Origin of the sequence: Rhizobium sp. P38BS-XIX, assembly GCF_012641435.1 — a bacterium.
Lineage (GTDB): Bacteria > Pseudomonadota > Alphaproteobacteria > Rhizobiales > Rhizobiaceae > Rhizobium.
The window spans coordinates 141,941-165,546 of the sequence record NZ_JABAIJ010000006.1 but is presented as its reverse complement, the minus strand read 5'-3'; the positions used below and the strand labels follow the sequence as shown (position 1 = coordinate 165,546).

21 protein-coding genes are annotated in these 23,606 nt (G+C 60.6%); 18 read left to right on the top strand and 3 right to left on the bottom strand.

Features of this window, described 5'->3' with window-relative positions:
• Positions 1-16 precede the first annotated feature (16 nt).
• The 17 genes from HGP17_RS20210 (at position 17) to HGP17_RS20130 (ending at position 19,062) form a co-directional block, all read left to right on the top strand.
• A complete protein-coding gene (locus HGP17_RS20210) occupies positions 17-796 on the top strand; it encodes a succinate dehydrogenase iron-sulfur subunit (RefSeq protein ID WP_047630647.1) in 780 nt (259 codons plus the stop codon).
• Positions 797-845: 49 nt separating this feature from the next.
• Positions 846-1,652, top strand: a complete 807-nt coding sequence (locus tag HGP17_RS20205) for a nucleotidyltransferase domain-containing protein (protein ID WP_168812241.1) — start codon at positions 846-848, stop codon at positions 1,650-1,652.
• 145 nt (positions 1,653-1,797) lie between these two features.
• A complete protein-coding gene (locus HGP17_RS20200) occupies positions 1,798-2,319 on the top strand; it encodes a protease inhibitor Inh/omp19 family protein (RefSeq protein WP_168812240.1) in 522 nt (173 codons plus the stop codon).
• A 60-nt stretch (positions 2,320-2,379) separates the two neighbouring features.
• Complete coding sequence (gene zapE / locus HGP17_RS20195) at positions 2,380-3,543, top strand: cell division protein ZapE (protein WP_168812239.1); 1,164 nt, start codon at positions 2,380-2,382, stop codon at positions 3,541-3,543.
• Between the two features lie 180 nt (positions 3,544-3,723).
• Positions 3,724-4,686 carry a malate dehydrogenase gene (mdh, locus tag HGP17_RS20190; RefSeq protein ID WP_149635909.1) on the top strand — a complete coding sequence of 321 codons (963 nt, stop codon included), beginning with the start codon at positions 3,724-3,726 and terminating at the stop codon, positions 4,684-4,686.
• A 27-nt stretch (positions 4,687-4,713) separates the two neighbouring features.
• Positions 4,714-5,907 (top strand): ADP-forming succinate--CoA ligase subunit beta, encoded by a 1,194-nt coding sequence (gene sucC / locus HGP17_RS20185; protein ID WP_168812238.1) that lies wholly within the window; start codon positions 4,714-4,716, stop codon positions 5,905-5,907.
• A gap of 5 nt (positions 5,908-5,912) precedes the next feature.
• Positions 5,913-6,404, top strand: a complete 492-nt coding sequence (locus HGP17_RS20180) for a DUF1579 family protein (protein ID WP_168812237.1) — start codon at positions 5,913-5,915, stop codon at positions 6,402-6,404.
• A gap of 12 nt (positions 6,405-6,416) precedes the next feature.
• A complete protein-coding gene (sucD, locus tag HGP17_RS20175) occupies positions 6,417-7,319 on the top strand; it encodes a succinate--CoA ligase subunit alpha (protein ID WP_077471929.1) in 903 nt (300 codons plus the stop codon).
• A 174-nt stretch (positions 7,320-7,493) separates the two neighbouring features.
• Positions 7,494-10,478 carry a 2-oxoglutarate dehydrogenase E1 component gene (locus tag HGP17_RS20170; protein ID WP_168812236.1) on the top strand — a complete coding sequence of 995 codons (2,985 nt, stop codon included), beginning with the start codon at positions 7,494-7,496 and terminating at the stop codon, positions 10,476-10,478.
• A gap of 89 nt (positions 10,479-10,567) precedes the next feature.
• Positions 10,568-10,690, top strand: a complete 123-nt coding sequence (locus HGP17_RS33940; protein ID WP_281412774.1) for a hypothetical protein — start codon at positions 10,568-10,570, stop codon at positions 10,688-10,690.
• Positions 10,691-10,720: 30 nt separating this feature from the next.
• Entirely contained in the window at positions 10,721-11,956 is a 1,236-nt protein-coding gene (odhB, locus tag HGP17_RS20160) for a 2-oxoglutarate dehydrogenase complex dihydrolipoyllysine-residue succinyltransferase (protein ID WP_168812235.1), read from the top strand.
• Positions 11,957-11,970: 14 nt separating this feature from the next.
• Positions 11,971-12,720, top strand: coding sequence for a DUF4241 domain-containing protein (locus HGP17_RS20155; RefSeq protein ID WP_168812234.1), 750 nt, complete (start codon positions 11,971-11,973; stop codon positions 12,718-12,720).
• A 1-nt stretch (position 12,721) separates the two neighbouring features.
• Positions 12,722-13,243, top strand: a complete 522-nt coding sequence (locus HGP17_RS20150) for a hypothetical protein (RefSeq protein ID WP_246704156.1) — start codon at positions 12,722-12,724, stop codon at positions 13,241-13,243.
• Positions 13,240-13,992: an SDR family oxidoreductase gene (locus tag HGP17_RS20145; RefSeq protein WP_168812233.1), complete on the top strand. Its 753-nt coding sequence runs from the start codon at positions 13,240-13,242 to the stop codon at positions 13,990-13,992. The genes HGP17_RS20150 and HGP17_RS20145 overlap by 4 nt, the downstream gene beginning before the upstream one ends.
• Positions 13,993-14,013: 21 nt before the next feature.
• Complete coding sequence (locus tag HGP17_RS20140) at positions 14,014-14,652, top strand: LysE family transporter (protein WP_168812232.1); 639 nt, start codon at positions 14,014-14,016, stop codon at positions 14,650-14,652.
• Positions 14,653-14,680: 28 nt separating this feature from the next.
• Positions 14,681-16,087 carry a dihydrolipoyl dehydrogenase gene (gene lpdA / locus HGP17_RS20135; protein WP_168812231.1) on the top strand — a complete coding sequence of 469 codons (1,407 nt, stop codon included), beginning with the start codon at positions 14,681-14,683 and terminating at the stop codon, positions 16,085-16,087.
• Between the two features lie 113 nt (positions 16,088-16,200).
• Positions 16,201-19,062, top strand: a complete 2,862-nt coding sequence (locus tag HGP17_RS20130; protein ID WP_168812230.1) for a M16 family metallopeptidase — start codon at positions 16,201-16,203, stop codon at positions 19,060-19,062.
• Between the two features lie 47 nt (positions 19,063-19,109).
• Here HGP17_RS20130 and HGP17_RS20125 read toward each other — a convergent pair whose 3' ends face one another.
• From HGP17_RS20125 to HGP17_RS20115, 3 genes are all read right to left on the bottom strand, one after another.
• Positions 19,110-20,144: a TraB/GumN family protein gene (locus tag HGP17_RS20125; protein WP_168812229.1), complete on the bottom strand. Its 1,035-nt coding sequence runs from the start codon at positions 20,142-20,144 to the stop codon at positions 19,110-19,112.
• A gap of 92 nt (positions 20,145-20,236) precedes the next feature.
• On the bottom strand, positions 20,237-21,328 hold the full coding sequence (locus HGP17_RS20120) for a TraB/GumN family protein (protein ID WP_168812228.1): 1,092 nt from the start codon (positions 21,326-21,328) through the stop codon (positions 20,237-20,239).
• Positions 21,329-21,458: 130 nt separating this feature from the next.
• Positions 21,459-22,394 (bottom strand): tyrosine recombinase XerC, encoded by a 936-nt coding sequence (locus tag HGP17_RS20115; protein WP_168812501.1) that lies wholly within the window; start codon positions 22,392-22,394, stop codon positions 21,459-21,461.
• 246 nt (positions 22,395-22,640) lie between these two features.
• Here HGP17_RS20115 and HGP17_RS20110 point away from each other — a divergent pair, with 246 nt between their 5' ends.
• On the top strand, positions 22,641-23,585 hold the full coding sequence (locus HGP17_RS20110) for a 1-acyl-sn-glycerol-3-phosphate acyltransferase (protein ID WP_168812227.1): 945 nt from the start codon (positions 22,641-22,643) through the stop codon (positions 23,583-23,585).
• Positions 23,586-23,606 lie beyond the last annotated feature (21 nt).

The following is a 23,606-nucleotide window of genomic DNA, read 5'->3' as shown; positions in this document are numbered from 1 at the left end:
CTGAGAGGAACTGACCATGGTTGAACTCGCTCTCCCCAAGAACTCTCAGATGCGCGAAGGCAAGGTCTGGCCGAAGCCGGTCGGTGCCAAGAATACGCGCGAATTCCGCGTGTATCGTTGGAGCCCGGATGACGGACAGAACCCGAGCATCGATACCTACTATATCGATATCGACGATTGCGGCCCGATGGTGCTCGACGGTCTGCTCTATATCAAGAACAAGATCGATCCGACGCTGACGCTGCGCCGCTCCTGTCGCGAAGGCATTTGCGGCTCCTGCGCAATGAACATCGACGGCACCAACACGCTCGCCTGCACCAAGGGTCTCGACGAGATCAAGGGCACGGTGAAGATCTATCCGCTGCCGCACATGCCCGTCGTCAAGGATCTCGTGCCGGATCTGACCAACTTCTATGCCCAGCACCGCTCGATCGAGCCGTGGCTTAAGACGGTATCGCCGCCGCCCGCCAAGGAATGGAAGCAGAGCCATGAGGACCGCCTGAAGCTTGACGGTCTCTACGAGTGCATTCTCTGCGCCTGCTGCTCGACGTCCTGTCCGAGCTACTGGTGGAACGGCGACCGTTACCTTGGTCCGGCCGTCCTGCTGCAGGCATATCGCTGGCTGATCGATTCCAGAGACGAAGCCAAGGGCGAGCGCCTCGACAACCTCGAGGATCCCTTCCGCCTCTATCGTTGCCATACGATCATGAACTGCGCCCAGACCTGCCCGAAGGGTCTGAACCCGGCCAAGGCAATCGCCGAAATCAAGAAGATGATGGTCGAGCGCCGGGTTTAACCCCGGCTCCGACTGCTCTTGTTCAGCTTTCGACGAGGATGATATCCGCATGAGCATGGAAGGCTTTGCCCCTAAGGCCGTGGCCGAAATCCGGTTGCGGCTCGCTGCGGTCAAGGCTGAGGGCGTTCGGATCGGCTTTGCCATCGAGAGCGGAAGCCGTGCATGGGGATTTCCTTCGCCGGATAGCGATTATGATTGCCGTTTCGTCTATGTGCGGTCGCAACGGGATCATCTGACTCTATTTTCGCATCGCGACGTCATCGAGTTTCCGATTGTTGATGATATCGACACCGGCGGATGGGACCTGCGCAAGGCGTTGCTTCTGGCGCTGAAGGGCAACGCCGTTCTTGTCGAATGGTTGAAATCGCCCATCGTTTACGAAGAGGAAGCGGGCTTTCGAGACCGCCTCGGCGCGTTGCTCGAAGTTATCATGGTGCCGGAGAAGGTCGCTCAGCACTACATCGGCCTTATGAAGCAGCATCAGCCGGAGAATGCGGGCGCGCCTCTCCGTCTCAAGAAGCTGCTTTACGCCATTCGCCCGGCGACCGCCTTGGAATGGATGCGGCAAACGAACTTCGCCAAACTGCCGCCGATGAACATGCTCGAATGCCTGGCGGCTATCGACATCGCCGATGATGTCCGCGCCAGTATCCTGCAGCTCGTCAGTGTCAAGAAAGAGACGCGTGAAATGGGGGAAGGCGTGCCGCCATCCTCACTCACGGAGTTTTTATCGGCCTCGCTTGTGCGCTATTCCGATTTATCGGGCAGCTTCAGCAAGGATCAGGTCCGCGACAAAAACATGCAGGAACTTGCTGACCGTTTCTATCTGGACGAGGTTTGCCGGATCAGGCCTTGAAACCACCTGATTCTTGTCCAGCTATGGCTTATGGCAATTTGTAGCGGTATCGACTTGATTAACCAAAGTGAAATACGATAATTCCCACGTCATTGAGCATGACTTTGCGAATGTCAGCGGTGGACAATTAATTAGGAGTGTGATGATGCAGTTCAAATATGCAGTGACGGCTGCGGTGATAGGCCTGTCGCTTGCCGGTTGCCAGCGAACAGCATACAACGATAATTACTCTGCCCCGCCGCTGCAGGCTCAGCCCGTTCCATCCGTCCAGTCAAGCCAGCTTCCGCCTGTTAATGGCGCCGATGGCTCTCAATATCCGGCAGCGCCCACCAATGCGCCGAATGCCGGCAATCCAGGACAGCAGCAGGCGATGGCCGCTTCCGCGATGGACGTCACGAAGGAATCGATGGTCGGAAGCTGGAAGGTCAGCAATGGCGGTTCGAGCTGCGATATGTTCCTGACGCTGACGAACCTCGGCAGCGGCTCGCGCGGCGGTACGCGCGGTTGCGCAGGCGAACTCACGTCGATGGGGTCCTGGGAAGTGTCCGGCAAGCAGGTTCTCCTGAAAAACCGCGACGGCTCCACGATCGGCACGCTCTACAAGACGGCCGATGCGCGCTTTGACGGTTCGACCGCGTCCGGTCAGCCGATCAGCCTCAGCCGATAAGCTTATTTGAAAGGGGCTGCATTCTTGATGCGCCCCATTTGCACAGGCGGATAGTTCCCCATGCAGCCGATGCCAGACTACTCGATCAGCGTCAGCGAACAGCTCAAGGCGCTGACGGCGTCCGGATCCTTAAGTGTGGATGCGGCGCAGATGGATGTGGCAAAGATGCTGGACCGCGTGCTTGCCGATCTCAAGCAGAAGCGGCCTGCCGCCAAAACGAGTGCGCTCGGCTGGATGTTCGCCGCCCGCAAGAAGTCGGCGGAGACGATCAAGGGTCTCTATATCCATGGCAGCGTCGGGCGCGGCAAGACCATGCTCATGGACATGTTCTTCTCCATGGCGCCCTCGAAGAAAAAGCGCCGCGCGCATTTTCATGAGTTCATGACCGATGTGCACAATCGCATCGCGGCGCAGCGGCTGAAATTCAAGAACGGCGAAACCAAGCAGACCGATCCCATTCCGCCTGTCGCCGCCGATCTTTTTGCCGACGCCGAGCTGCTGTGTTTCGACGAATTCACCGTGACCGACATTGCCGACGCCATGATCCTGTCACGGCTGTTTTCCGAGCTGTTTTCGCTCGGCTGCGTGCTGATCGCGACCTCGAATGTCGAGCCGGACAATCTCTATCGCGATGGGCTGAACCGCGGCCTTTTCCTCCCCTTCATCGACCTTTTGAAGCGCTATGTCGATGTGGTGACGCTCGATTCGCCGACCGATTACCGCATGGAAAAGCTGAACAGTCAGCCGGTCTATCTGACGCCGCTCGATCACCGTGCGGATATGGCCATGGATGCATCCTGGATGCAGGCGCTGCATGGCCGCAGGGCGCAGCCGATGGAAATCCCGATGAAGGGACGATCCATCCATGTGCCGCTTGCGGTCGACAGAATGGCGCGCTTCTCCTTCGCCGATCTCTGTGACGCGCCGCTCGGACCCGCGGATTTCCTCGCCATTGCCGAGCGCTTCGACACGATCTTCCTTGATCACGTGCCGAAACTCGGCCCGGAAAAGCGCAATCAGGCCAAGCGCTTTATCATTCTCGTCGACACGCTCTACGATCATCATATCCGCCTCTACGTATCGGCAGCCGCCATGCCGGAGGATTTGCTTGAGGAGCGGCGAGGCACTGAAGGTTTCGAATTCGATCGTACCGCGTCGCGGCTTTTCGAAATGCGCAGTGCCGAATATTTGGCACAAACTTCAGCTAAGCGTGCGGCCGAGTAACAATTCGGTGACAAATCGAGTTACGTTTACGTAAGAATTTTACGATCTAACCGATTGAAATTGCTGCTCTCAAAATAATCAATTGCCAATTTGGCCCTTTGGGTCTATGCGATTGACGGCTATTGTGGATGCCGTGCTCGGCGTCCCGCCACGGATTTTGATCGCAAAGGATACACCGAAATGGCGCGCAACAAGATCGCACTTATTGGTTCTGGCATGATTGGTGGCACGCTGGCGCATCTCGCCGGCCTGAAGGAACTGGGCGACATCGTCCTGTTCGACATCGCGGACGGCATCCCTCAGGGCAAGGGTCTCGACATCGCCCAGTCTTCTCCGGTCGAAGGCTTTGACGCCAACCTCACCGGCGCCAGCGACTACTCCGCGATTGAAGGCGCTGACGTCTGCATCGTCACCGCCGGCGTTCCCCGCAAGCCGGGCATGAGCCGCGACGATCTTCTCGGCATCAACCTCAAGGTCATGGAGCAGGTCGGCGCCGGCATCAAGAAGTATGCCCCGAACGCTTTCGTGATCTGCATCACCAACCCGCTCGACGCCATGGTCTGGGCGCTGCAGAAGTTCTCCGGCCTCCCGGCCAACAAGGTCGTCGGCATGGCCGGCGTGCTCGACTCGTCGCGCTTCCGCCTGTTCCTTGCCAAGGAATTCAACGTATCAGTCGAAGACGTCACCGCTTTCGTTCTCGGTGGCCACGGCGACTCGATGGTTCCGCTCGCTCGTTACTCCACCGTTGCCGGCATCCCGCTGACGGATCTCGTCACCATGGGCTGGCTGACCGCCGAGCGCCTCGAAGAAATCATCCAGCGCACCCGTGATGGCGGCGCCGAAATCGTCGGTCTGCTGAAGACCGGTTCGGCCTACTACGCTCCGGCCGCTTCGGCCATCGCAATGGCTGAATCCTACCTCAAGGACAAGAAGCGCGTTCTGCCTTGCGCCGCTCACCTCGACGGCCAGTATGGCGTCAAGGACATGTATGTCGGCGTTCCCACCGTCATCGGTGCCGGCGGCATCGAGCGCGTCATCGAAATCGACCTGAACAAGGCCGAAAAGGAAGCCTTCGACAAGTCGGTTGCAGCCGTTGCGGGTCTTTGCGAAGCCTGCGCCACGATCGCGCCGTCGCTGAAGTAATTTCCGCGCTATAACAGGGATAAATCCATGAACATTCATGAATATCAGGCCAAGGCTCTGCTGAAGACCTATGGCGCACCCGTCGCGGACGGCGTTGCCATTTTCTCCGCTGACGAAGCCGCCGCTGCTGCCAAGCAGCTTCCAGGCCCGCTTTACGTCGTCAAGAGCCAGATCCACGCTGGCGGCCGCGGCAAGGGCAAGTTCAAGGAACTCGGTCCGGATGCCAAGGGCGGCGTTCGCCTCGCAAAGTCTGTTGACGACGTCGTCGCCAACGCCAAGGACATGCTCGGCAACACGCTGGTGACCAAGCAGACCGGCCCGGCCGGCAAGCAGGTCAATCGCCTCTACATCGAAGACGGCGCCGACATCGACCGCGAACTCTATCTCTCGATCCTCGTCGACCGCTCGGTCGGTCAGGTCGCTTTCGTCGTTTCGACCGAAGGCGGCATGGACATCGAGACCGTCGCGCACGACACGCCGGAAAAGATCATCACCGTCGCGATCGATCCGTCGACGGGTGTTACGGACGCCAATTCGGCCGCTCTTTCCGACGCGTTGAAGCTCGAGGGTGCTGCTCGCGAAGATGCTGCCAAGCTCTTCCCGATCCTCTACAAAGCCTTCGTCGAGAAGGACATGGCTCTGCTCGAAGTCAACCCGCTGATCGTCATGACCAATGGCCGTCTGCGCGTTCTCGACGCCAAGGTATCCTTCGACGGCAATGCTCTCTTCCGTCATGAAGACGTCCGCGCACTGCGCGACACGTCGGAAGAAGACGAGAAGGAAATCCAGGCTCACGAATATGACCTGGCCTACGTCGCGCTCGACGGCAACATCGGCTGCATGGTCAACGGCGCCGGTCTTGCCATGGCAACCATGGACATCATCAAGCTCTACGGCGCTGAGCCGGCGAACTTCCTCGATGTCGGCGGTGGCGCCACCAAGGAAAAGGTTACGGCTGCCTTCAAGATCATCACTGCCGATCCGGCTGTCCAGGGCATTCTGGTCAACATCTTCGGCGGCATCATGAAGTGCGACGTCATTGCCGAAGGCGTGCTCGCAGCCGTCAAGGAAGTCGGTCTTAAGGTTCCGCTCGTCGTTCGCCTCGAAGGCACCAACGTCGAGCTCGGCAAGAAGATCATCAACGAATCCGGTCTCAACGTCATCTCCGCAGATGACCTGGACGATGCCGCCCAGAAGATCGTCAAGGCAGTCAAGGGCTGATCGGGATGGCTGCTTCCTTCGCTCCAACGGCTGCTCATCTTCGCCTCGGTGCCTTTGCCGGCACCTGGGAAGGGGAAGAGCATGTCGCGGCTTCGGCCTGGACGAAGGAAGGCACGGCAACCGCGCGCCTCACGGCCCAGTGTCTGTTCGACGGTGCGTTCGTCGAACAGCACTACGTGCAGACGCGGGACGGAGCCACATCGTTCGAAGCCCGGAATATTTTCGGCTTCGACGCTGCGGATCAGGCCTACAAGCTCTATCAATTCGATACGGTGGGCTTCGTGCCTGCCGCGCCGGCTTCCGGCGAGTGGATCGATGGCAAGCTTGTCCTGACCAAGGTCTCGCCGCGCGGTGCGCAGCGCACTCTCTTTCAGTTCGAAAATGAAGACTGCTACCGCATGGGCGTCACGTTCTCGCCTGTCGGCAGCGATACATGGCAGGAGGTCGTCAGCGGCTTATATCGCCGCGTTGCCTCCGCGTCTTCCAACCTCTCGTAACAAAGGCCTCGCATGTCTATTCTCATCAACAAAGACACCAAGGTTCTGGTTCAGGGCCTGACCGGCAAGACCGGTACCTTCCACACCGAACAGGCTCTTGCCTATCACGGCACGAAGATGGTCGGCGGTATCCACCCGTCCAAGGGCGGTGAAACCTGGACCGGCAAGGACGGCGAAAAGCTGCCGATCTTCAAGTCCGTCGCCGAAGGCAAGGATGCCACCGGCGCCAACGCCTCGGTCATCTACGTACCGCCGGCAGGCGCCGCGGCGGCGATCCTCGAAGCGATCGACGCCGAGATCCCGCTGATCGTCTGCATCACGGAAGGCATTCCGGTTGCCGACATGGTCAAGGTCAAGGACCGTCTGATCAAGTCGAAGTCGCGTCTGATCGGACCGAACTGCCCGGGCGTTCTGACCCCGAACGAATGCAAGATCGGTATCATGCCGGGCTCCATCTTCAAGAAGGGCTCCGTCGGCGTTCTCTCGCGTTCCGGCACGCTCACCTACGAAGCCGTGTTCCAGACCACCAATGAAGGTCTTGGCCAGACGACGGCTGTCGGCATCGGCGGCGACCCGGTCAAGGGCACCGAATTCATCGACATCCTGGAAATGTTCCTCGCGGACGACGAAACCAAGTCGATCATCATGATCGGCGAAATCGGCGGTTCGGCTGAAGAAGAAGCCGCGCAGTTCCTCAAGGATGAAGCCAAGAAGGGCCGCAAGAAGCCGATGGTCGGCTTTATCGCCGGCCGCACGGCACCTCCCGGCCGCACCATGGGCCACGCAGGCGCCGTGATTTCGGGCGGCAAGGGCGGCGCGGAAGACAAGATTGCAGCGATGGAAGCGGCAGGCATTCGCGTGTCGCCATCGCCGGCGCGTCTCGGCAAGACGCTGGTGGAAGTCCTCAAGGGCTGAACCTACCTATAGCAAGACCCGGACGGGTGGCGGCATTGCCTATCCCGTCCGGCTTCGACCCGCGAAAGCGGATGTGCGGTCCAACAGATCGCGGACGAAATACGGTCGCCGGACGTCCATAAGCCGGCAATGCAAATCAAGTCGGGAGGCGGACGAAGGCGTCCGCATATCACCATGGCAAGGCAAGAAGCCAACGAGCAATTTCAGATCACCTCGTTCCTGGATGGCGCCAACGCTGCCTATATCGAGCAGCTCTATGCGCGCTATGAGGATGACCCGTCGTCGGTCTCCGACGAATGGCGGTCATTCTTCAAGGCGCTCGAGGACAGTCCCGAGGACGTGAAGCGGGCAGCCAAGGGTGCTTCCTGGCAGCGCAAGAACTGGCCGATCCCTGCAAAGGGCGAGCTTGTTTCGGCGCTCGATGGCGACTGGGGCGTGGTCGAAAAGGTCATCGAGACCAAGCTGAAGGCCAAGGCCGAAGTCGCCAGCGCACCGGCAGATACGACCGACATCCTGCAGGCGACGCGCGACAGCGTTCGCGCCATCATGATGATCCGCGCCTATCGCATGCGTGGCCACCTGCATGCCAAGCTCGATCCGCTCGGGATTGCCGCTCCGGTCGAAGACTACAAGGAACTGTCGCCGGAAGCCTATGGCTTCACTGAGGCTGACCTCGACCGCAAGATCTTCATCGATAACGTGCTTGGCCTCGAATATGCCAGCGTGCGCGAAATGATCGAGATTCTCGAGCGCACCTACTGCTCGACGCTCGGCGTGGAATTCATGCACATCTCCAATCCTGAGGAGAAGGCCTGGATTCAGGAGCGCATCGAAGGGCCGGACAAGGGCATCGCCTTCAACCCCGAGCGCAAGAAGACCATTCTTCAGAAGGTCATCGAGGCCGAAGGCTACGAACAGTTCCTCGACGTCAAGTTCAAGGGCACGAAGCGTTTCGGTCTCGACGGTGGCGAATCGTTGATCCCGGCGCTCGAGCAGATCCTGAAGAGCGGCAGCCAGCTCGGTCTGCGTGAAGCCGTCTTCGGCATGGCCCACCGCGGCCGTCTGAACGTGCTGTCCCAGGTCATGGGCAAGCCGCACCGCGCCATCTTCCACGAATTCAAGGGCGGCTCCTACGCGCCTGACGAAGTCGAAGGTTCCGGCGACGTGAAGTACCATCTCGGCGCCTCCTCGGACCGTGATTTCGACGGCAGCAAGGTGCACGTTTCGCTGACGGCAAACCCGTCGCACCTGGAAATCGTCAATCCAGTCGTCATGGGCAAGGTCCGTGCGAAGCAGGACATGGGCGCCACGCAGTGGGACGGTGACATCATTCCCTTGTCCGAGCGCGCCAAGGTCGTACCGCTGCTGATCCACGGTGACGCGGCTTTCGCCGGTCAGGGCGTGACCGCCGAAATCCTTGGTCTTTCCGGTCTGCGCGGCCATCGCGTTGCCGGCACGATGCACGTCATCATCAACAACCAGATCGGCTTCACCACCAACCCGGCTTTCTCGCGCTCGTCGCCTTATCCGTCCGACGTCGCGAAGATGATCGAAGCTCCGATTTTCCACGTCAACGGCGACGATCCGGAAGCCGTTGTCTACGCGGCCAAGATCGCGACCGAATTCCGCATGAAGTTCCACAAGCCTGTGGTCCTCGACATGTTCTGCTATCGCCGTTACGGCCATAATGAAGGCGATGAACCGTCCTTCACGCAGCCGAACATGTATAAGGTCATTCGCGCGCATAAGACGGTGCTGCAGATCTATTCGCAGCGTCTTGTCAGCGAAGGCGTGTTGACCGAAGGCGAAATCGAAAAGATGAAGGCCGACTGGCGCGCGCATCTCGAGCAGGAGTTCGAAGCCGGCCAGCACTACAAGCCGAACAAGGCCGACTGGCTTGACGGTGAGTGGTCCGGTCTGCACACGGCCGACAACGCCGATGAGCAGCGCCGCGGCAAGACCGGCGTGCCGATGAAGACGTTGAAGGACATCGGACGCAAGCTTTCGGAAATTCCGGAAGGCTTCCATGCACATCGTACTATCCAGCGCTTCATGGAAAACCGCGCCAACATGGTGCAGACGACTGAAGGCATCGACTGGGCCATGGCGGAAGCTTTGGCATTCGGCTCGCTTGTCGTCGAAGGCCACAAGATCCGCCTGTCCGGCCAGGACTGCGAACGTGGTACGTTCTCGCAGCGTCATTCGGTTCTCTACGATCAGGAGACCGAAGAGCGTTACATCCCGCTCGCCAACCTCTCGCCGACCCAGGCTCGCTACGAAGTCATCAACTCGATGCTTTCGGAAGAAGCGGTTCTCGGCTTCGAATACGGCTACTCGCTGGCCCGTCCGAATGCGCTGACCCTGTGGGAAGCCCAGTTCGGTGACTTCGCCAACGGTGCGCAGGTCGTTTTCGACCAGTTCATCTCGTCCGGCGAACGCAAGTGGCTGCGCATGTCGGGTCTCGTCTGCCTGCTGCCGCATGGCTATGAAGGCCAGGGTCCGGAACACTCTTCGGCTCGCCTCGAACGCTATCTGCAGCTTTGCGCCGAAGACAACATGCAGGTCGCCAACGTCACGACGCCGGCGAACTACTTCCACATCCTGCGCCGTCAGCTGAAGCGCGACTTCCGCAAGCCGCTGATCCTGATGACGCCGAAGTCTCTGCTGCGCCACAAGCGCGCAGTGTCGGGTCTCGCAGAGATGGCGGGAGATACCTCCTTCCACCGTCTGCTCTGGGATGATGCGGAAGTGATCAAGGACGGTCCGATCAAGCTGCAGAAGGACAACAAGATCCGTCGCGTCGTCATCTGCTCGGGCAAGGTCTACTACGATCTCCTGGAAGAGCGTGAGAAGCGCGGCATCGACGATATCTACCTGCTGCGTATCGAACAGCTCTATCCGTTCCCGGCCAAGGCGCTCATCAACGAGCTCAGCCGCTTCCGTAACGCGGAAATGGTCTGGTGCCAGGAAGAGCCGAAGAACATGGGCGCGTGGTCCTTCATCGATCCATACCTGGAATGGGTGCTTGCCCATATCGATGCCAAGTATCAGCGCGTTCGCTACACCGGCCGTCCGGCTGCCGCCTCTCCAGCGACGGGCCTGATGTCCAAGCACCTGTCGCAGCTTGCGGCGTTCCTCGAGGACGCGCTCGGCGGTTGAGGGGTTGCGCGACGATGTGTTTTCGTTTGAAAATCGCGTCGTCGCGCTCCTGCCTTCCGCATGATGCGACGGGGGAGAAGATGGCCGCCATGCAGACACATGCCGCCTATCGCCATGACGAAGCAGCAGCCCGGTCGGTCGTCGCCGGTTGGGCGATTGCCGCAGATGGCGCCATCCGCCGCCCGAGCCTCTGTCGCCGGAATTCCATTTAACTCATAAAGACGAAAATCAGGATCTGAACAATGGCCACTGAAATCCGCGTTCCTACCCTCGGCGAATCCGTCAGCGAGGCGACCGTCGGCACCTGGTTCAAGAAGGTCGGCGATGCCATCAAGGCCGATGAGCCGCTTCTCGAGCTCGAAACCGACAAGGTGACGATCGAAGTTCCCGCACCGGCTGCAGGTACTCTTTCCGAAATCGTTGCGCAGGCAGGTGAGACCGTCGGTCTTGGCGCGCTGCTCGGTCAGATCGCCGCTGGCGGTGCTGCCGCTGCTCCGGCACCGGTTGCCGCGGCGGCTGCTCCGGCTCCGGCCGCTGCCGCACCGGCTGCTCCCGCTCCTGCGGCTTCCGCACCGGCCACCTCCATGCCGCCGGCACCGGCTGCTGCAAAGGTGCTTGCTGAAAACAATCTCTCCGCCGATCAGGTCGAAGGCAGCGGTAAGCGCGGCCAGGTTCTGAAGGGCGATGCCATCGCAGCCGTTGCCAAGGCCGCTTCGACGCCGGCCGCCGCACCGGCAGCTCCGGTTGCCGCTCGCGCGCCGACCGCCGTCGAAGACGTCAACCGCGAAGAGCGCGTCAAGATGACCCGCCTGCGCCAGACGATCGCCCGCCGCCTGAAGGATGCGCAGAATACCGCTGCCATGCTCACCACCTACAACGAGGTGGACATGAAGGCCGTGATGGACCTGCGCAACAAGTACAAGGACGTGTTCGAAAAGAAGCATGGCGTGAAGCTCGGCTTCATGGGCTTCTTCACGAAGGCCGTCACTCACGCGCTGAAGGAGCTGCCGGCTGTCAACGCCGAGATCGACGGCACCGACATCGTCTACAAGAACTACTGCCACATCGGCATGGCCGTTGGCACGGACAAGGGCCTCGTCGTTCCGGTTATCCGCGACGCCGACCAGATGTCCATCGCCGAAGTCGAGAAGGAACTTGGCCGTCTGGCAAAGGCTGCTCGTGACGGAACGCTGTCGATGGCTGACATGCAGGGCGGCACCTTCACCATCACCAATGGTGGCGTTTACGGTTCGCTGATGTCCTCGCCGATCCTCAATGCACCGCAGTCGGGCATTCTCGGCATGCACAAGATCCAGGAGCGTCCGGTCGCCATCGGCGGTCAGGTCGTCATCCGCCCGATGATGTATCTGGCGCTCTCCTACGATCACCGCATGGTCGACGGCAAGGAAGCGGTGACCTTCCTCGTGCGCGTCAAGGAAAGCCTGGAAGATCCGGAACGTCTGGTTCTCGATCTCTAAGGGAGCGGTGGATCATGTCGACATGGCCCATGCGGACGCTGCGCGGATTGTTGTGCGCTGTCGCCGCGTGGGTGCCATTAACTGCCGCTGCGGCGGAACTCGATATTTCCAAGCTCAGTAGCAATCTCGATCTGGCGTCGCTCAGCGACGCCGATCTTGCCGCCCGCTCGATCAATATCCTGCGCATCGGCAAGGTGGAATTGACCTCCGGGCGCATCGTGGCCAGCGATCCGCTTGTCGGGCCTGATCGGCCGGCGCTCGTGCGAACTGTTACCCCCGGTGATTATCCCGTCACGCTCTATCAAGCCTTTGGTCGTATTGCCGCGGCCAGCATGCGTTTTGCCGAGGGCAAGCCGGTGCGCTGGGAGCTGGCTGTCATCCCGGGCCAGGATATCAAGACGCTGAAGGGTGACGAGTTTTTCGGTTATCCGGTGGATGCGGGTCTTGGCTGCCACATGGATGCCGATACCTATGCGCTGATCCAGGAACGCGAGAAGCAGGTCCAGCTCGAGAAGTCGTCGTCCGATATCAATTATTACGATGATGTCCTGGCATCCGAACTTCAGGCGAACAGCGACAATTATACCATGCATCGGCCGATCTCCGGCAAGCGCGGCAATGTCGCCGTGTTCTGGAGCGGCTGGGGCGATGGGTTCTATCCGGTTTTCTGGGGGCTCGATGCCAATGACCGGCCTCTCGTGCTGTTCACCGATTTCGGCGTGACGGAGAATGCCGACGGCCGTCATAAGCCGGGAGGCGAATGACATGGCGGCTCGGTTGATGAAGGCAAGATTTGCTCCGATCTGCTGCGCGGCGGCCGCTTTTTCGCTTGCGCCCTTGTATGCCTACGCCGACGAATGCGTGCAGGAGAAGGCTGTCTACGTCGATATGGACAATGCCTACGAGCTGCGCTTCGAACCGATGGATTCGGAGTCTGCTGTCAGCAACAAGTTCAAACTTGCCGTGCGCAATACCGCCGTCGTGGCGGACGGCATTGTCATGCGCACCGACGACCAGCTGCGCGCCGATGGCAAAATCCTGTTTGCATGCCCCGAAGGTGATGTGACCGGAGATGATCTGAGAGCCTGCACCGTCTGGCAGGGCATGGTTTATGCGTCCGATCTGAAGGGGCATATCCGGGCGCTGCCGGCCGAAGGCGAGATCGCCGCCGAGCGGCTTTTCCTGCCGGCGCTCGGTCCTTCGATTCAGAAATCTTCGCTCTGGGGCAAGGGAAAAGCGACCGTCGCCCCATGGGACGTTCTCAGCCTGAAAGGATGCAATCAATGAGCCGTGCGCCCGTTCTCCTCGTGACCGGCGGCAGCCGTGGCATCGGCGCTGCCGTTTGCATCGCGGCCGCGCGGCATGGCTGGGCCGTTGCCGTCAACTATGCGTCCAGCAAGGATGCGGCAGACGCCGTGGTGGCCACGATCCGCGAGGCCGGCGGCGAGGCGATCGCGATTGCCGGCGATGTCGGCAAGCCGGAGGATATCAAGTCCATCTTCGCTGACGTCGACGCGCATTTCGGTCGCATCGACGGGCTCGTCAACAATGCCGGTATCGTCGACGCCATCCAGCGCCTGGATGAGATGACGCCGGAGCGGATCGAACGGATGTTCCGCATCAACGTCACAGGCTCCATGCTTGCTGCGGCCGAAGCCATTCGCCGCATGTCCACCCGACATGGCGGCAAGGGCGGGGCGATCGTCAATGTCTCCTCCATGGCGGCAACGCTCGGCGGTGGCGCCCAATATGTCGATTATGCCGCCTCCAAGGGGGCGATCGATACGTTTACCGTCGGGCTTGCGCGTGAGGTGGCGGGCGAGGGCATCCGCGTAAATGCGGTCCGGCCGGGGATTATCGATACGGATATCCATGCCGCTGCCGGCCTTCCGGATCGTGCTCGCGATATCGCGCCGCAACTGCCGATGAAGCGAGCCGGGACAGCCGGCGAGGTCGCCGATTCCATCCTCTACCTGCTCAGCGCACAAGCATCCTATATAACGGGTGCCGTGCTCGATGTGAGCGGCGGCCGCTGATCAGAACGGATAGGTGACGTGATGCAGTATATGTTTGAATTCCTCGGTCTGATGGCGGTGTTCTCGATCTTCATCGTCGTCCCGGGCGCTGATTTCGCCGTCATTCTGCGCCAGAGCATCGTGCATGGCCGTCGTGCCGCCATGATGACCGGGCTCGGCATGGGCTTCTCGCTGCTCTTTCATATCAGCTACACCATTCTCGGCCTCGGCCTGATCGTTTCGCAGTCGCTTTTCCTGTTCAGCCTGATCAAATGGGCTGGCGTTGCCTATCTCGTCTATCTCGGCATCAAATCCTTCCGCCAGTCCGGCTTTCAGGTGAAGGATGTTGAGATCACCGAAGCGGATCGCAAGCCGGTTTCCGTATGGCGTTGCCTCGCGACGGGCTTCATCACCAATGCGCTTAATCCCAAGCCGGTGCTGTTCTTCCTGTCGCTGTTTTCGACGCTCGTTCATCACGATACGCCGGCGCTCATCCAGTTCAGCTACGGGATCGGCATGGCAGTGGCGCTTGTCGCCTGGTTTGCCGGCGTTTCCACCTTCTTTACCGTCAAGCCGGTTCGCGATCGCTTCGTCGCGTCGGGCAAATGGTTCAACCGTATCACCGGAGCAGCGCTCGTCGGCTTCGGCATCCGCCTCGCCTTGGCACGGGCGACCGACTAACAGAAATACCAAACAAGGAAATTAAGACATGTCCTACGATGTGATCATTATCGGAACCGGCCCGGGCGGCTATGTCTGCGCGGTCAAGGCAGCGCAGCTCGGCATGAAGGTCGCGGTCGTCGAAAAGCGTGCGACCTATGGTGGCACCTGCCTCAACGTCGGCTGCATCCCGTCCAAGGCACTGCTGCATGCTTCCGAAGTGTTCCATCATGCCGGCCATGGCATGGATGCACTCGGCGTCGAAGTCGCTGCGCCGACGTTGAACCTCGGCAAGATGCTGGCGCATAAGGATGCGACGGTTAAGTCGAACGTCGACGGCGTCGCCTTCCTGTTCAAGAAGAACAAGATCGATGCCTTCCAGGGCACCGGCAAGATCGTTTCGGCCGGCAAGGTTTCCGTTACGGCAGACGACGGCAAGGTGACCGATATCGAAGGCAAGAACATCGTCATCGCCACCGGTTCTGACGTTGCCGGCATCCCGGGCGTGCCGCTTGAGATCGACGAAAAGGTCATCATCTCCTCGACCGGCGGCATTGCGCTCGACAAGGTGCCGGGCAAGATGATCGTGGTCGGCGGCGGCGTTATCGGCCTCGAGCTCGGCTCTGTCTGGTCGCGTCTCGGCGCCAAGGTCACCGTCGTCGAATATCTCGACACCATTCTCGGCGGCATGGACGGCGAAGTCTCCAAGCAGTTCCAGCGTATGTTGGCCAAGCAGGGTCTTGAGTTCCATCTCGGTGCCAAGGTCGTCGGTGTTGAAAAGTCCGGCAGCGGCGCGAAGGTCACCTTCGAACCCGTCAAGGGCGGCGACAAGGTCGTGCTCGATGCCGACGTCGTTCTCGTTGCCACCGGCCGCAAGCCGTACACGGCAGGCCTCGGCCTTGAGGAAGCCGGCGTTACGCTCGACAATCGCGGCCGCGTCGAAATCGATGGTCACTTCAAGACAAATGTTGCCGGCATCTATGCCATCGGCGACGTCGTGAAGGGCCCGATGCTGGCGCACAAGGCGGAAGACGAGGGCGTTGCCCTTGCCGAAATCATCGCCGGCCAGGCCGGCCACGTGAACTACGACGTCATCCCGAGCGTCGTCTATACGCAGCCGGAAGTCGCCTCCGTCGGCAAGACCGAGGAAGAGCTGAAGGCCGCGGGCATCGCCTACAAGGTCGGCAAGTTCCCGTTCTCCGCCAACGGTCGCGCCCGCGCGATGCTCGCGACGGATGGCTTCGTCAAGATCCTCGCCGACAAGGAAACCGATCGCGTTCTCGGCGGCCATATCGTCGGCTTCGGCGCTGGCGAAATGATCCACGAGATTGCTGTGCTGATGGAATTCGGTGGTTCGTCGGAAGATCTCGGCCGCACCTGCCATGCGCATCCCACCATGTCGGAAGCCGTGAAGGAAGCCGCGCTCGCGACCTTCTTCAAGCCGATCCATATGTAAGATCGGCATCCGGGTTGGTCTGAACCTGGGATTGCAATGCATATCCGATGATGCGATGAACGAAACCTCTCGTGCATCGCATCATCGAAGATCATCCATAAACCGAAGTCAGCATGTCACGCCAAATCCCAGCCGTTTCCGCATTCCTCCGTCTCTTCATCGTCGTCGCTTTTACGGTTCTGTGGACCGGTGCTCTCCCGGCCAGCGCCGAAACGCCAGCCGCCGGTTGGCCGCAGGCTTCCAGCGATCTGCCGGCTGAAGCGGGTATCCGATTCGGCATCCTGCCCAACGGCATGCGTTACGCGGTCATGCACAATGCGACGCCGGCGGGGCAGGTGGCCATCCGCTTCCGCATGGGCACCGGATCTCTCCAGGAAACGGACGAGCAGCAGGGTCTGGCGCATTTTCTGGAACACATGGCCTTCAAGGGATCGACCCACGTTGCCGAAGGCGAAATGATCCGCACGCTGCAGCGTCTCGGGCTGGCGTTCGGCGCGGACACGAACGCATCCACGAGCTACGACGAGACGGTCTATTCGCTCGATCTGCCCGAGGCCGATCCGGAGACCGTGTCGACCGGGCTGATGCTGATGCGCGAGACCGCGAGTGAATTGAAGCTCGACGCCGGTGCCTTCGACCGGGAGCGCGGCGTCATTCTTTCCGAGGAGAAGCTGCGCGACACGCCGCAATATCGAGGCGGCATCGGCTTCCTCAATATGGTGCTGCCCGGCCAGCGCGTGACGGTGCGGCCGCCGATCGGCAAGACCGATATCATCAGCAACGCGCCGGTCGATCGGGTGCGGGATTACTATCGAACCAATTATCGGCCCGAGCGGGCGACCTTGATCGTCGTCGGCGATATCGATGCCGGTGCCATCGAAGCCGATATCCGCAGCCGTTTCGGCGATTGGAAGGTCGGTACGCCGGCTCCTGCCGATGTCGATATGGGCACGCTCGAAAAGCACGGGCTGCGTGTTGGAACCGTGGTCGTTCCCGGTGGGGCGACCCGTGTGCAGATCGCATGGACCCGTCCTTACGATACCTCGCTGGACACGGCTGCAAAGCGCCGCCAGCAATTGGTCGAGGGTATCGGCCTTGCGGTTCTCAATCGCCGCCTGTCCGTTTTGGCGCAGCAGCCCGACGCTCCCTTTGTCGGCGCACAGGCCGGCGTGCAGGATCTCCTGAGGTCGGCTCGCGCGACCATCATTGCCGCCAATGGCGATCCTGCCAAATGGCAGGCGTCGCTTACCGCGATCGATGCTGAGCAGCGTCGCATTGTCGAATTCGGTGTCGCGCAAGGCGAAATCGATCGGGAAATTGCCGAATATCGTTCGACATTGCAGGCGGCGGCGGGTGGCGCGACGACGCGTTCCAGCCCGGATATCGCCAGCGGGTTGGCGTGGAGCATCGGTGAAAATGTGGTCTTCACATCACCTGCCGAAGACCTGTCGCTGTTCGATGATGCCATGAAGGGCCTGACCGCTGCTGAGGTGGACCAGGCTCTGAAAAATGCTTTTGCCGGCAACGGGCCACAAGTGGTGCTGCAAATCCCGCAGATGCCGGAAGGCGGCGAGGCTGCCGTCGAGAAGGCCTATGCGGATGCGCGTGCTGTCCCCGTGGCCGCGACGGAACATACGGCAACGGCCGTCTGGCCTTACACGGATTTCGGCAAGGCGGGCACCGTTGTCGAACGGCGAGTGATCGACGACCTCGGTGTCACGATGGTGCGCTTTGCCAACGGCGTGCGCCTGACCGTGAAGCCGACCAAGTTTCGCGCAGACGAGGTGCTGGTGCGAGCCAATGTCGGCCATGGCCGCTTCGATCTGCCACATGACCAATCCCTGCCGATCTGGGGGGCGCCATCGGTGCCGTTGTCCGGCCTGAAGGCGATCGGCTACGAGGACATGCAGAGGGCGCTCGCCCCGAATGTCCTCGGCAACGATTTTTCGATCCAGGATGGATCTTTCCGGTTCGAGGGCACGACCCGGCCGAGCGATCTCGAAACGCAGATGCAGCTTCTCACGGCCTATGTCTCGGATGCCGACTACCGTCCGGACGTCTTCAAGCGAGTGCAGCAGGCTTATCTGAACAGCCTGACGCAGCTTCAGGCGACGCCGGGCACTGTCGTCGGCCGAGATCTTCCGGGCCTTTTGCATTCCGGTGATCCGCGCTGGAGCTTCCCGGATCGGACGCAGCTGCTCGACGCCAAGCCGGCGGATTTCGAAGCATTCCTCAAGCCGCTTCTTGCCAAGGGATCGATTGAGATCATCATCGCAGGCGATGTTCAGGTGGATGATGCCATCCGCATGACGGCGGAAACCTTCGGCGCCCTGCCGGCCCGTCAGGAGCTGCCGGAAAAGGTCGATGCCAGCGCTGCGCGCTTCCCGGCACCGACGTCGGCGCCGGTTGTCCTGCTTCATGATGGGCGCAGCGATAGCGCGGGCGCGCTGGTTGCCACGCCGATCGGGGATTTCCTGTCCGATCTGCCGCGCGCCGCGGCTGCCAATGTCGCCGGGGCGATCTTCCGCAATCGTCTGATCGATGAGTTCCGCATTGCCGAAGGCGCGACCTATAGCCCGCAGGGCGATGTCGATCTGTCCAGAACGATCCCGGGCTACGGCTTCTCCTATGTTTATGTCGAGACGACACCGGCCAAGGTCGATCATTTCTTCGACCTGGTGGACAAGATCGCCGCGGATTTGCGGGACAAGGATGCAACGCCGGACGAGCTGACGAGGGCAAGGGCTCCGATCGTCGAAGAGGTGAAGCGGACGCAGCAGACGAACAGCTATTGGCTGGACAGTCTGCGCGAGGCGCAGACCGATCCGCGCCGCCTCGAGCGCATCCGCAACAGCATCAGCGGTTATCAGGCCGTGACGGCAAAGGATGTTCGGGCGATTGCGACCACATATCTGAAACCCGATACGGCCTGGCGGCTGAAGATACTGCCTGCCGGCGGAACGGCCGTGCGCTAGAGTTGCCATTGCGAGCGCCTTGATCGAGGCGCTCGCCACCCGCTCGATCAATTGACCGGGGTCAGCGTGTAGCCCTGCTGGCGCAGCAATTCGACCACGCCTTGATCCCCCGGAAGATGCAGCGCGCCGACGGCCATCATCACATTGCCTCTCTCCAGATAAGGCAGAATGCGTTTTGCCATCACCCGATTGCGATCCGTGACGATGCGCTTCATGAAGGCGCTGTCGAGCGCCTTGTCATCGGAGAGGCCTTCGGCAAAGGCTTTCATCAAGCCGCTATTTCCCGTCAGATAGAGCCCGATCAGGGTCTCGGTCATATCGTTTGTGCTGTAGGGCATCTGAAAGACCTCCAGAAGCCCCTTCATCGTCAGCTCGTCGGAGAGATCCGCCATCGCCTGAAATTGCTCGAGCGGCGTTTCGAGACCCTCGACATCAACGCCGTTATTCTGCGCGTCAATGGCCAGCTGCCCATCCAGGAACGATTGGCCCTTCGCGTTCTTCGGAGCGTTGCACACCAGCAGCGACATGTAGATAAACCAGGGCCGCATGCGCAGAACGGAAGCGATCGGTACACCTCTCTTGGCGAGCCCGGCTGCGACCTGCGTGGTCTGTTCGGCCGGCAGAATCTGATCCAGATTCCTGTCAGGCGGCAGCATCGTCAGCTCGGGATGTTTCAAAAGCTCGATCGCGATGGTGTTCGGATTGGAGATATCTTTCAGCTCAAGAACAAGGGTATCGATATTGTCGAAGGCATCCTGAAACTCGGGCGACAGATTGAGCACGCGTTCGTCGCTGGAATGGATCGTGCCGAAAAGCCACGACGGCTCGACGCCGGGTTTCTGGATTTTCCAGAAGGTGCTGTAGCCGTTTACGATCTTCGACGCTTCGTCGATGATCGCGCCGTAGCGTGGCGGATCGCTTTTGCGCAGTTGCATCAGCAGATCCTTGCCGCCGCAGCTGCCGGAGTTATCCGCCAGCGCCGGCGGTGCAGCGAGAAAGGCTGATAACAGGAGGGGTGCGGCGATACGGGATGCAAAGCCTCTGAAGCGGCCTGCCAGGCTTCCAAGGGACCTGTTTGTCATGAAACTCCGGATGCGTCTGACCAACATCCCGGCAGTATGGCCAACGGCGCCAAGCAACTCAAGCGCTAGTTGTGTGTTGCCGATCAGCGGCTTCAGTTGACGGCGGTGACCGTGAAGCCCTGCTTGCGCAACAGCGCGACAAGCCCCTGGTCGCCGGCCAGATGCAGCGCGCCGACGGCGATGAAGGCGTTGCCTTTCTCGAGAATCGGCGCGGAGCGTTCAGCCATCACCTTGTTGCGATCGAGAATGATGCGCTGCTCGAACGCGGCTGTATCGTCGTCCGAAATATTCTGGTCGGGCTCGATGACCTTGAGCATGGGGATCATCGCGCCGATATTGCCGGCGAGATAGAGGTCCGTCATGGTTTCGTTAACGTCATTGATCTTGTCGCCGAGCGACAGGGTCTGCATCAGCGACTTCAGATGCAGCGCGATCGGCAGGTCGCTCATGGCTTTGGCCTGCTCGGCCAGCGTTTCCAGCCCCTTGACCTGCTTGCCTTGCGCGGCGGCATCGCCCGCCAGCTTCTGATCGAGGAACTTGGCGCCGGCGGCCTTACGGCGAACCTCGCAGCCGGTCATTTCAAAAGAGCTCGAGATCAGCCACGGCTGCATGCGGGAGACAGCGGCAAGGGCAATGCCGCGCGCCTTCAGGCCAGCTTCAAGACGCGTATTCTCTTCTGGAGACAGATGCTGGCTGATGGTGGAGCCATCGGTCAGCATGGTCAGCGAGGGGTTGGCGAAGAGAGCGGCGGCCGCCTTCTTGTCATCCAGGATTTCGTCGGATTCGACCACGATCGTGTCAGCCGCCGCAACGGCTTCCGGCGCGCCCTTCGGCATGGTCACTACACGGGAATCGGAGACATGCATGGTGCCGAGCAGCCAGGACGGCTTGAGGCTGGGTTTCTCGATTTTCCAGAAAATGCCCCTGCCGTTTTCCACCTTGTCGCCGTCGGCGATGATGGAGGCGTATTTCGCCGGGTCGGACTTTTGAAGCTCGGCCATCAGATCCTTGCCGCCGCAGCTGTCGGAAACGGTATCATCCGCATGCGCCGGCCGTAGGGAGAGTATCGTCGTCGCCAAAACGATCGCCAGCATCAGCGGAAAGGCTGTCGCGAGCCAGAGAATGATATCGCCGAGCGTCGGCTTCGTCGACCGTATCGTCTTGGGTCCGAGGGCAGAAATCATCAAAACCTTCCGTTCGCAGAGGGCGTCATCCCTAACGCGTGAAAGCGGCTTTCGGGAGGCGTGCCTGAGTATCGCTTTGCTTTAGGCGCACGAGACGGAGATTCCCTTAACGCAAGGGGTTAATCTTTTCTTACGCGCGGGGGTGGGCACGGTCGTAGACCTCGAGCAGGCGAGACGAATCGACGCCGGTATAGACCTGCGTCGTCGAGAGACTGGCGTGGCCCAAGAGTTCCTGGATGGTGCGCAGATCGCCGCCGCCGGCCAGAAGATGGGTTGCGAAAGAGTGGCGAAGCGCGTGCGGCGTCGCCGTATCCGGCAGTCCGAAGGCACTGCGCAGCTTCTGCATGCCGTGCTGGATGATGCCCGGTTGCAGCTTGCCGCCACGGGCGCCGCGGAACAGCGCTCCATCCGATTCAAGATGGTAGGGGCAGATTGCCCGGTAATGCGCCACCGCCTCGATGACGATCGTCAACAGCGGCACCAGCCGCGTCTTGTTGCCCTTGCCGGTGATACGCAGTGACGTTGCGCCGGCTGGAAAATCCTGCGGCTTCAGATCGAGCGCTTCCGAAATGCGCAGCCCGCAACCATAAAGCAGGGTCAGAACCGCGGCGTCACGCGCGGCGATCCATGGTTCCTCGTGCAATTGCGCCTCGTCGCTGACGACTGTGATTGCCTGCGTGTCTGAGAGCGGCTTCGGCAATGATTTGGGCTGTTTGGGCGAGCGCACGGCGGCAGCGCCGGCGGCATTCACCAAGCCCTTCTTTTCGAGATAGCGGAGCAGCGAACGAAGGCCGGCGAGATTGCGTCCGAGCGAACGTGCGCCGACGCCATCCTTGCGTCGGGCCGCCAGAAAAGCACGGAAATCGGCCGGGCGCAGCGCGTGAATATCCTCGATCGTCGCCGGGCCGCCGAGATGTCCGGTGAGGAACGTCAGGAACTGCCGCGTGTCGCGCTCATAGGCATTCAACGTGTGGGTCGCGAGCCGTCGCTCCTGACCGAGCGCCGCAAGCCAGCGACTGCGCTCCGCCATCAACCCTGGGTCTGCGATGATCAACAACTCGTTCAGTGGAAAACCCCTTGAAATTCGGATTCCTTCTGCCACTTTGAAGTAAGGAAGGTTATGGAATCGCTAACTTTCCCGTCGCTTCCCCGGCGTTTCCGATGCGCCGCGCATGTGGCGGCTTTTAAATAGAAAACCGCATATAGGCCTCTTTCAGACCTCCGATGGTTCAGCGGCCGAATGCAAGGCGCTTGTCATGCTTCGATCATATTCGATTGCGATAGAATATTTCTCAACCATTCAGGACACTTCATGGCGCGCCGCGGGTCGATAACTGCACTGGGACAGCTTGCAGAAGCGATCGCTTTGGTGTCTCAAGGCCAGCCGGGACATATCGTCGATACGCTGATCGCCGAGCGCGGGCAGAAGATCGTGCGCAATCCGCTCTGGCCGTTGATGCGCCCGTTTCTCTACACGCTGTTGCGCTACAACAAGGCGATCGAATTCGCCGATGATGTCGCCAAGCTCTCGGGCTTTCAGTGCTTCGAATATATGAGCGATCTGCTGCGGCTCGATATCGGGGTCACGCATGCCGAGCGCATCCCTGCGTCCGGCGGCTTCATTCTCGTCAGCAACCATCCCACCGGCATTGCCGATGGCGTCGCCGTCTTCGATCTCTTGAAGTCGCGCCGGCCAGACATGATGGTCTTTGCCAACCGCGATGCCGTCCGCGTCAATCCGCGCTTTGCCGAGATGATCATTCCGGTCGAATGGCGCGAAGAACACAAGAGCAAGCCGAAGACGCGCGAGACGCTGCAGCTGACCAACCGTGCCGTTGCCGACGGCAAGGTCACGGTGCTGTTTCCCTCCGGCCGCATCGCCTACTGGGCGAACGGCAAGCTCAACGAGCGGCCCTGGAAGACTTCGGCCGTGGGGCTGGCGCGCAAATACAATCTACCGATCCTGCCGGTGCATCTGACGGCGCGCAATTCCGGCCTGTTCTATTGGTTTGCCAAATGGTCGACCGAACTGCGCGATATGACGGTCTTCCACGAGCTGCTGAACAAGCGCGGCGACCGGTTCGATTTCCTGGTCGGCAATCTGATCCCCGTCGAGCATCTGGACGGCGATGTCAACGAGGTGACGAAGGCGCTGGAGAACCACACGGTCTTCGATCTCGCTGCCGACGGCAACGCAACATTTTCGCCGCTCGCTCCTCTAAAGCAGGATGAGCCTCTGGTTTCGCATTCTCTGTGACAAGAGAATCGGCTAGACGAC

Coding starts and splice junctions, on each gene's coding strand:
- HGP17_RS20210 (WP_047630647.1), top strand. CDS start 17: ATGGTTGAACTCGCTCTCCCCAAGAACTCTCAGATGCGCGAAGGCAAG.
- HGP17_RS20205 (WP_168812241.1), top strand. CDS start 846: ATGAGCATGGAAGGCTTTGCCCCTAAGGCCGTGGCCGAAATCCGGTTG.
- HGP17_RS20200 (WP_168812240.1), top strand. CDS start 1,798: ATGCAGTTCAAATATGCAGTGACGGCTGCGGTGATAGGCCTGTCGCTT.
- zapE (WP_168812239.1), top strand. CDS start 2,380: ATGCAGCCGATGCCAGACTACTCGATCAGCGTCAGCGAACAGCTCAAG.
- mdh (WP_149635909.1), top strand. CDS start 3,724: ATGGCGCGCAACAAGATCGCACTTATTGGTTCTGGCATGATTGGTGGC.
- sucC (WP_168812238.1), top strand. CDS start 4,714: ATGAACATTCATGAATATCAGGCCAAGGCTCTGCTGAAGACCTATGGC.
- HGP17_RS20180 (WP_168812237.1), top strand. CDS start 5,913: ATGGCTGCTTCCTTCGCTCCAACGGCTGCTCATCTTCGCCTCGGTGCC.
- sucD (WP_077471929.1), top strand. CDS start 6,417: ATGTCTATTCTCATCAACAAAGACACCAAGGTTCTGGTTCAGGGCCTG.
- HGP17_RS20170 (WP_168812236.1), top strand. CDS start 7,494: ATGGCAAGGCAAGAAGCCAACGAGCAATTTCAGATCACCTCGTTCCTG.
- HGP17_RS33940 (WP_281412774.1), top strand. CDS start 10,568: ATGCAGACACATGCCGCCTATCGCCATGACGAAGCAGCAGCCCGGTCG.
- odhB (WP_168812235.1), top strand. CDS start 10,721: ATGGCCACTGAAATCCGCGTTCCTACCCTCGGCGAATCCGTCAGCGAG.
- HGP17_RS20155 (WP_168812234.1), top strand. CDS start 11,971: ATGTCGACATGGCCCATGCGGACGCTGCGCGGATTGTTGTGCGCTGTC.
- HGP17_RS20150 (WP_246704156.1), top strand. CDS start 12,722: ATGGCGGCTCGGTTGATGAAGGCAAGATTTGCTCCGATCTGCTGCGCG.
- HGP17_RS20145 (WP_168812233.1), top strand. CDS start 13,240: ATGAGCCGTGCGCCCGTTCTCCTCGTGACCGGCGGCAGCCGTGGCATC.
- HGP17_RS20140 (WP_168812232.1), top strand. CDS start 14,014: ATGCAGTATATGTTTGAATTCCTCGGTCTGATGGCGGTGTTCTCGATC.
- lpdA (WP_168812231.1), top strand. CDS start 14,681: ATGTCCTACGATGTGATCATTATCGGAACCGGCCCGGGCGGCTATGTC.
- HGP17_RS20130 (WP_168812230.1), top strand. CDS start 16,201: ATGTCACGCCAAATCCCAGCCGTTTCCGCATTCCTCCGTCTCTTCATC.
- HGP17_RS20125 (WP_168812229.1), bottom strand. CDS start 20,144: ATGACAAACAGGTCCCTTGGAAGCCTGGCAGGCCGCTTCAGAGGCTTT.
- HGP17_RS20120 (WP_168812228.1), bottom strand. CDS start 21,328: ATGATTTCTGCCCTCGGACCCAAGACGATACGGTCGACGAAGCCGACG.
- HGP17_RS20110 (WP_168812227.1), top strand. CDS start 22,641: ATGGCGCGCCGCGGGTCGATAACTGCACTGGGACAGCTTGCAGAAGCG.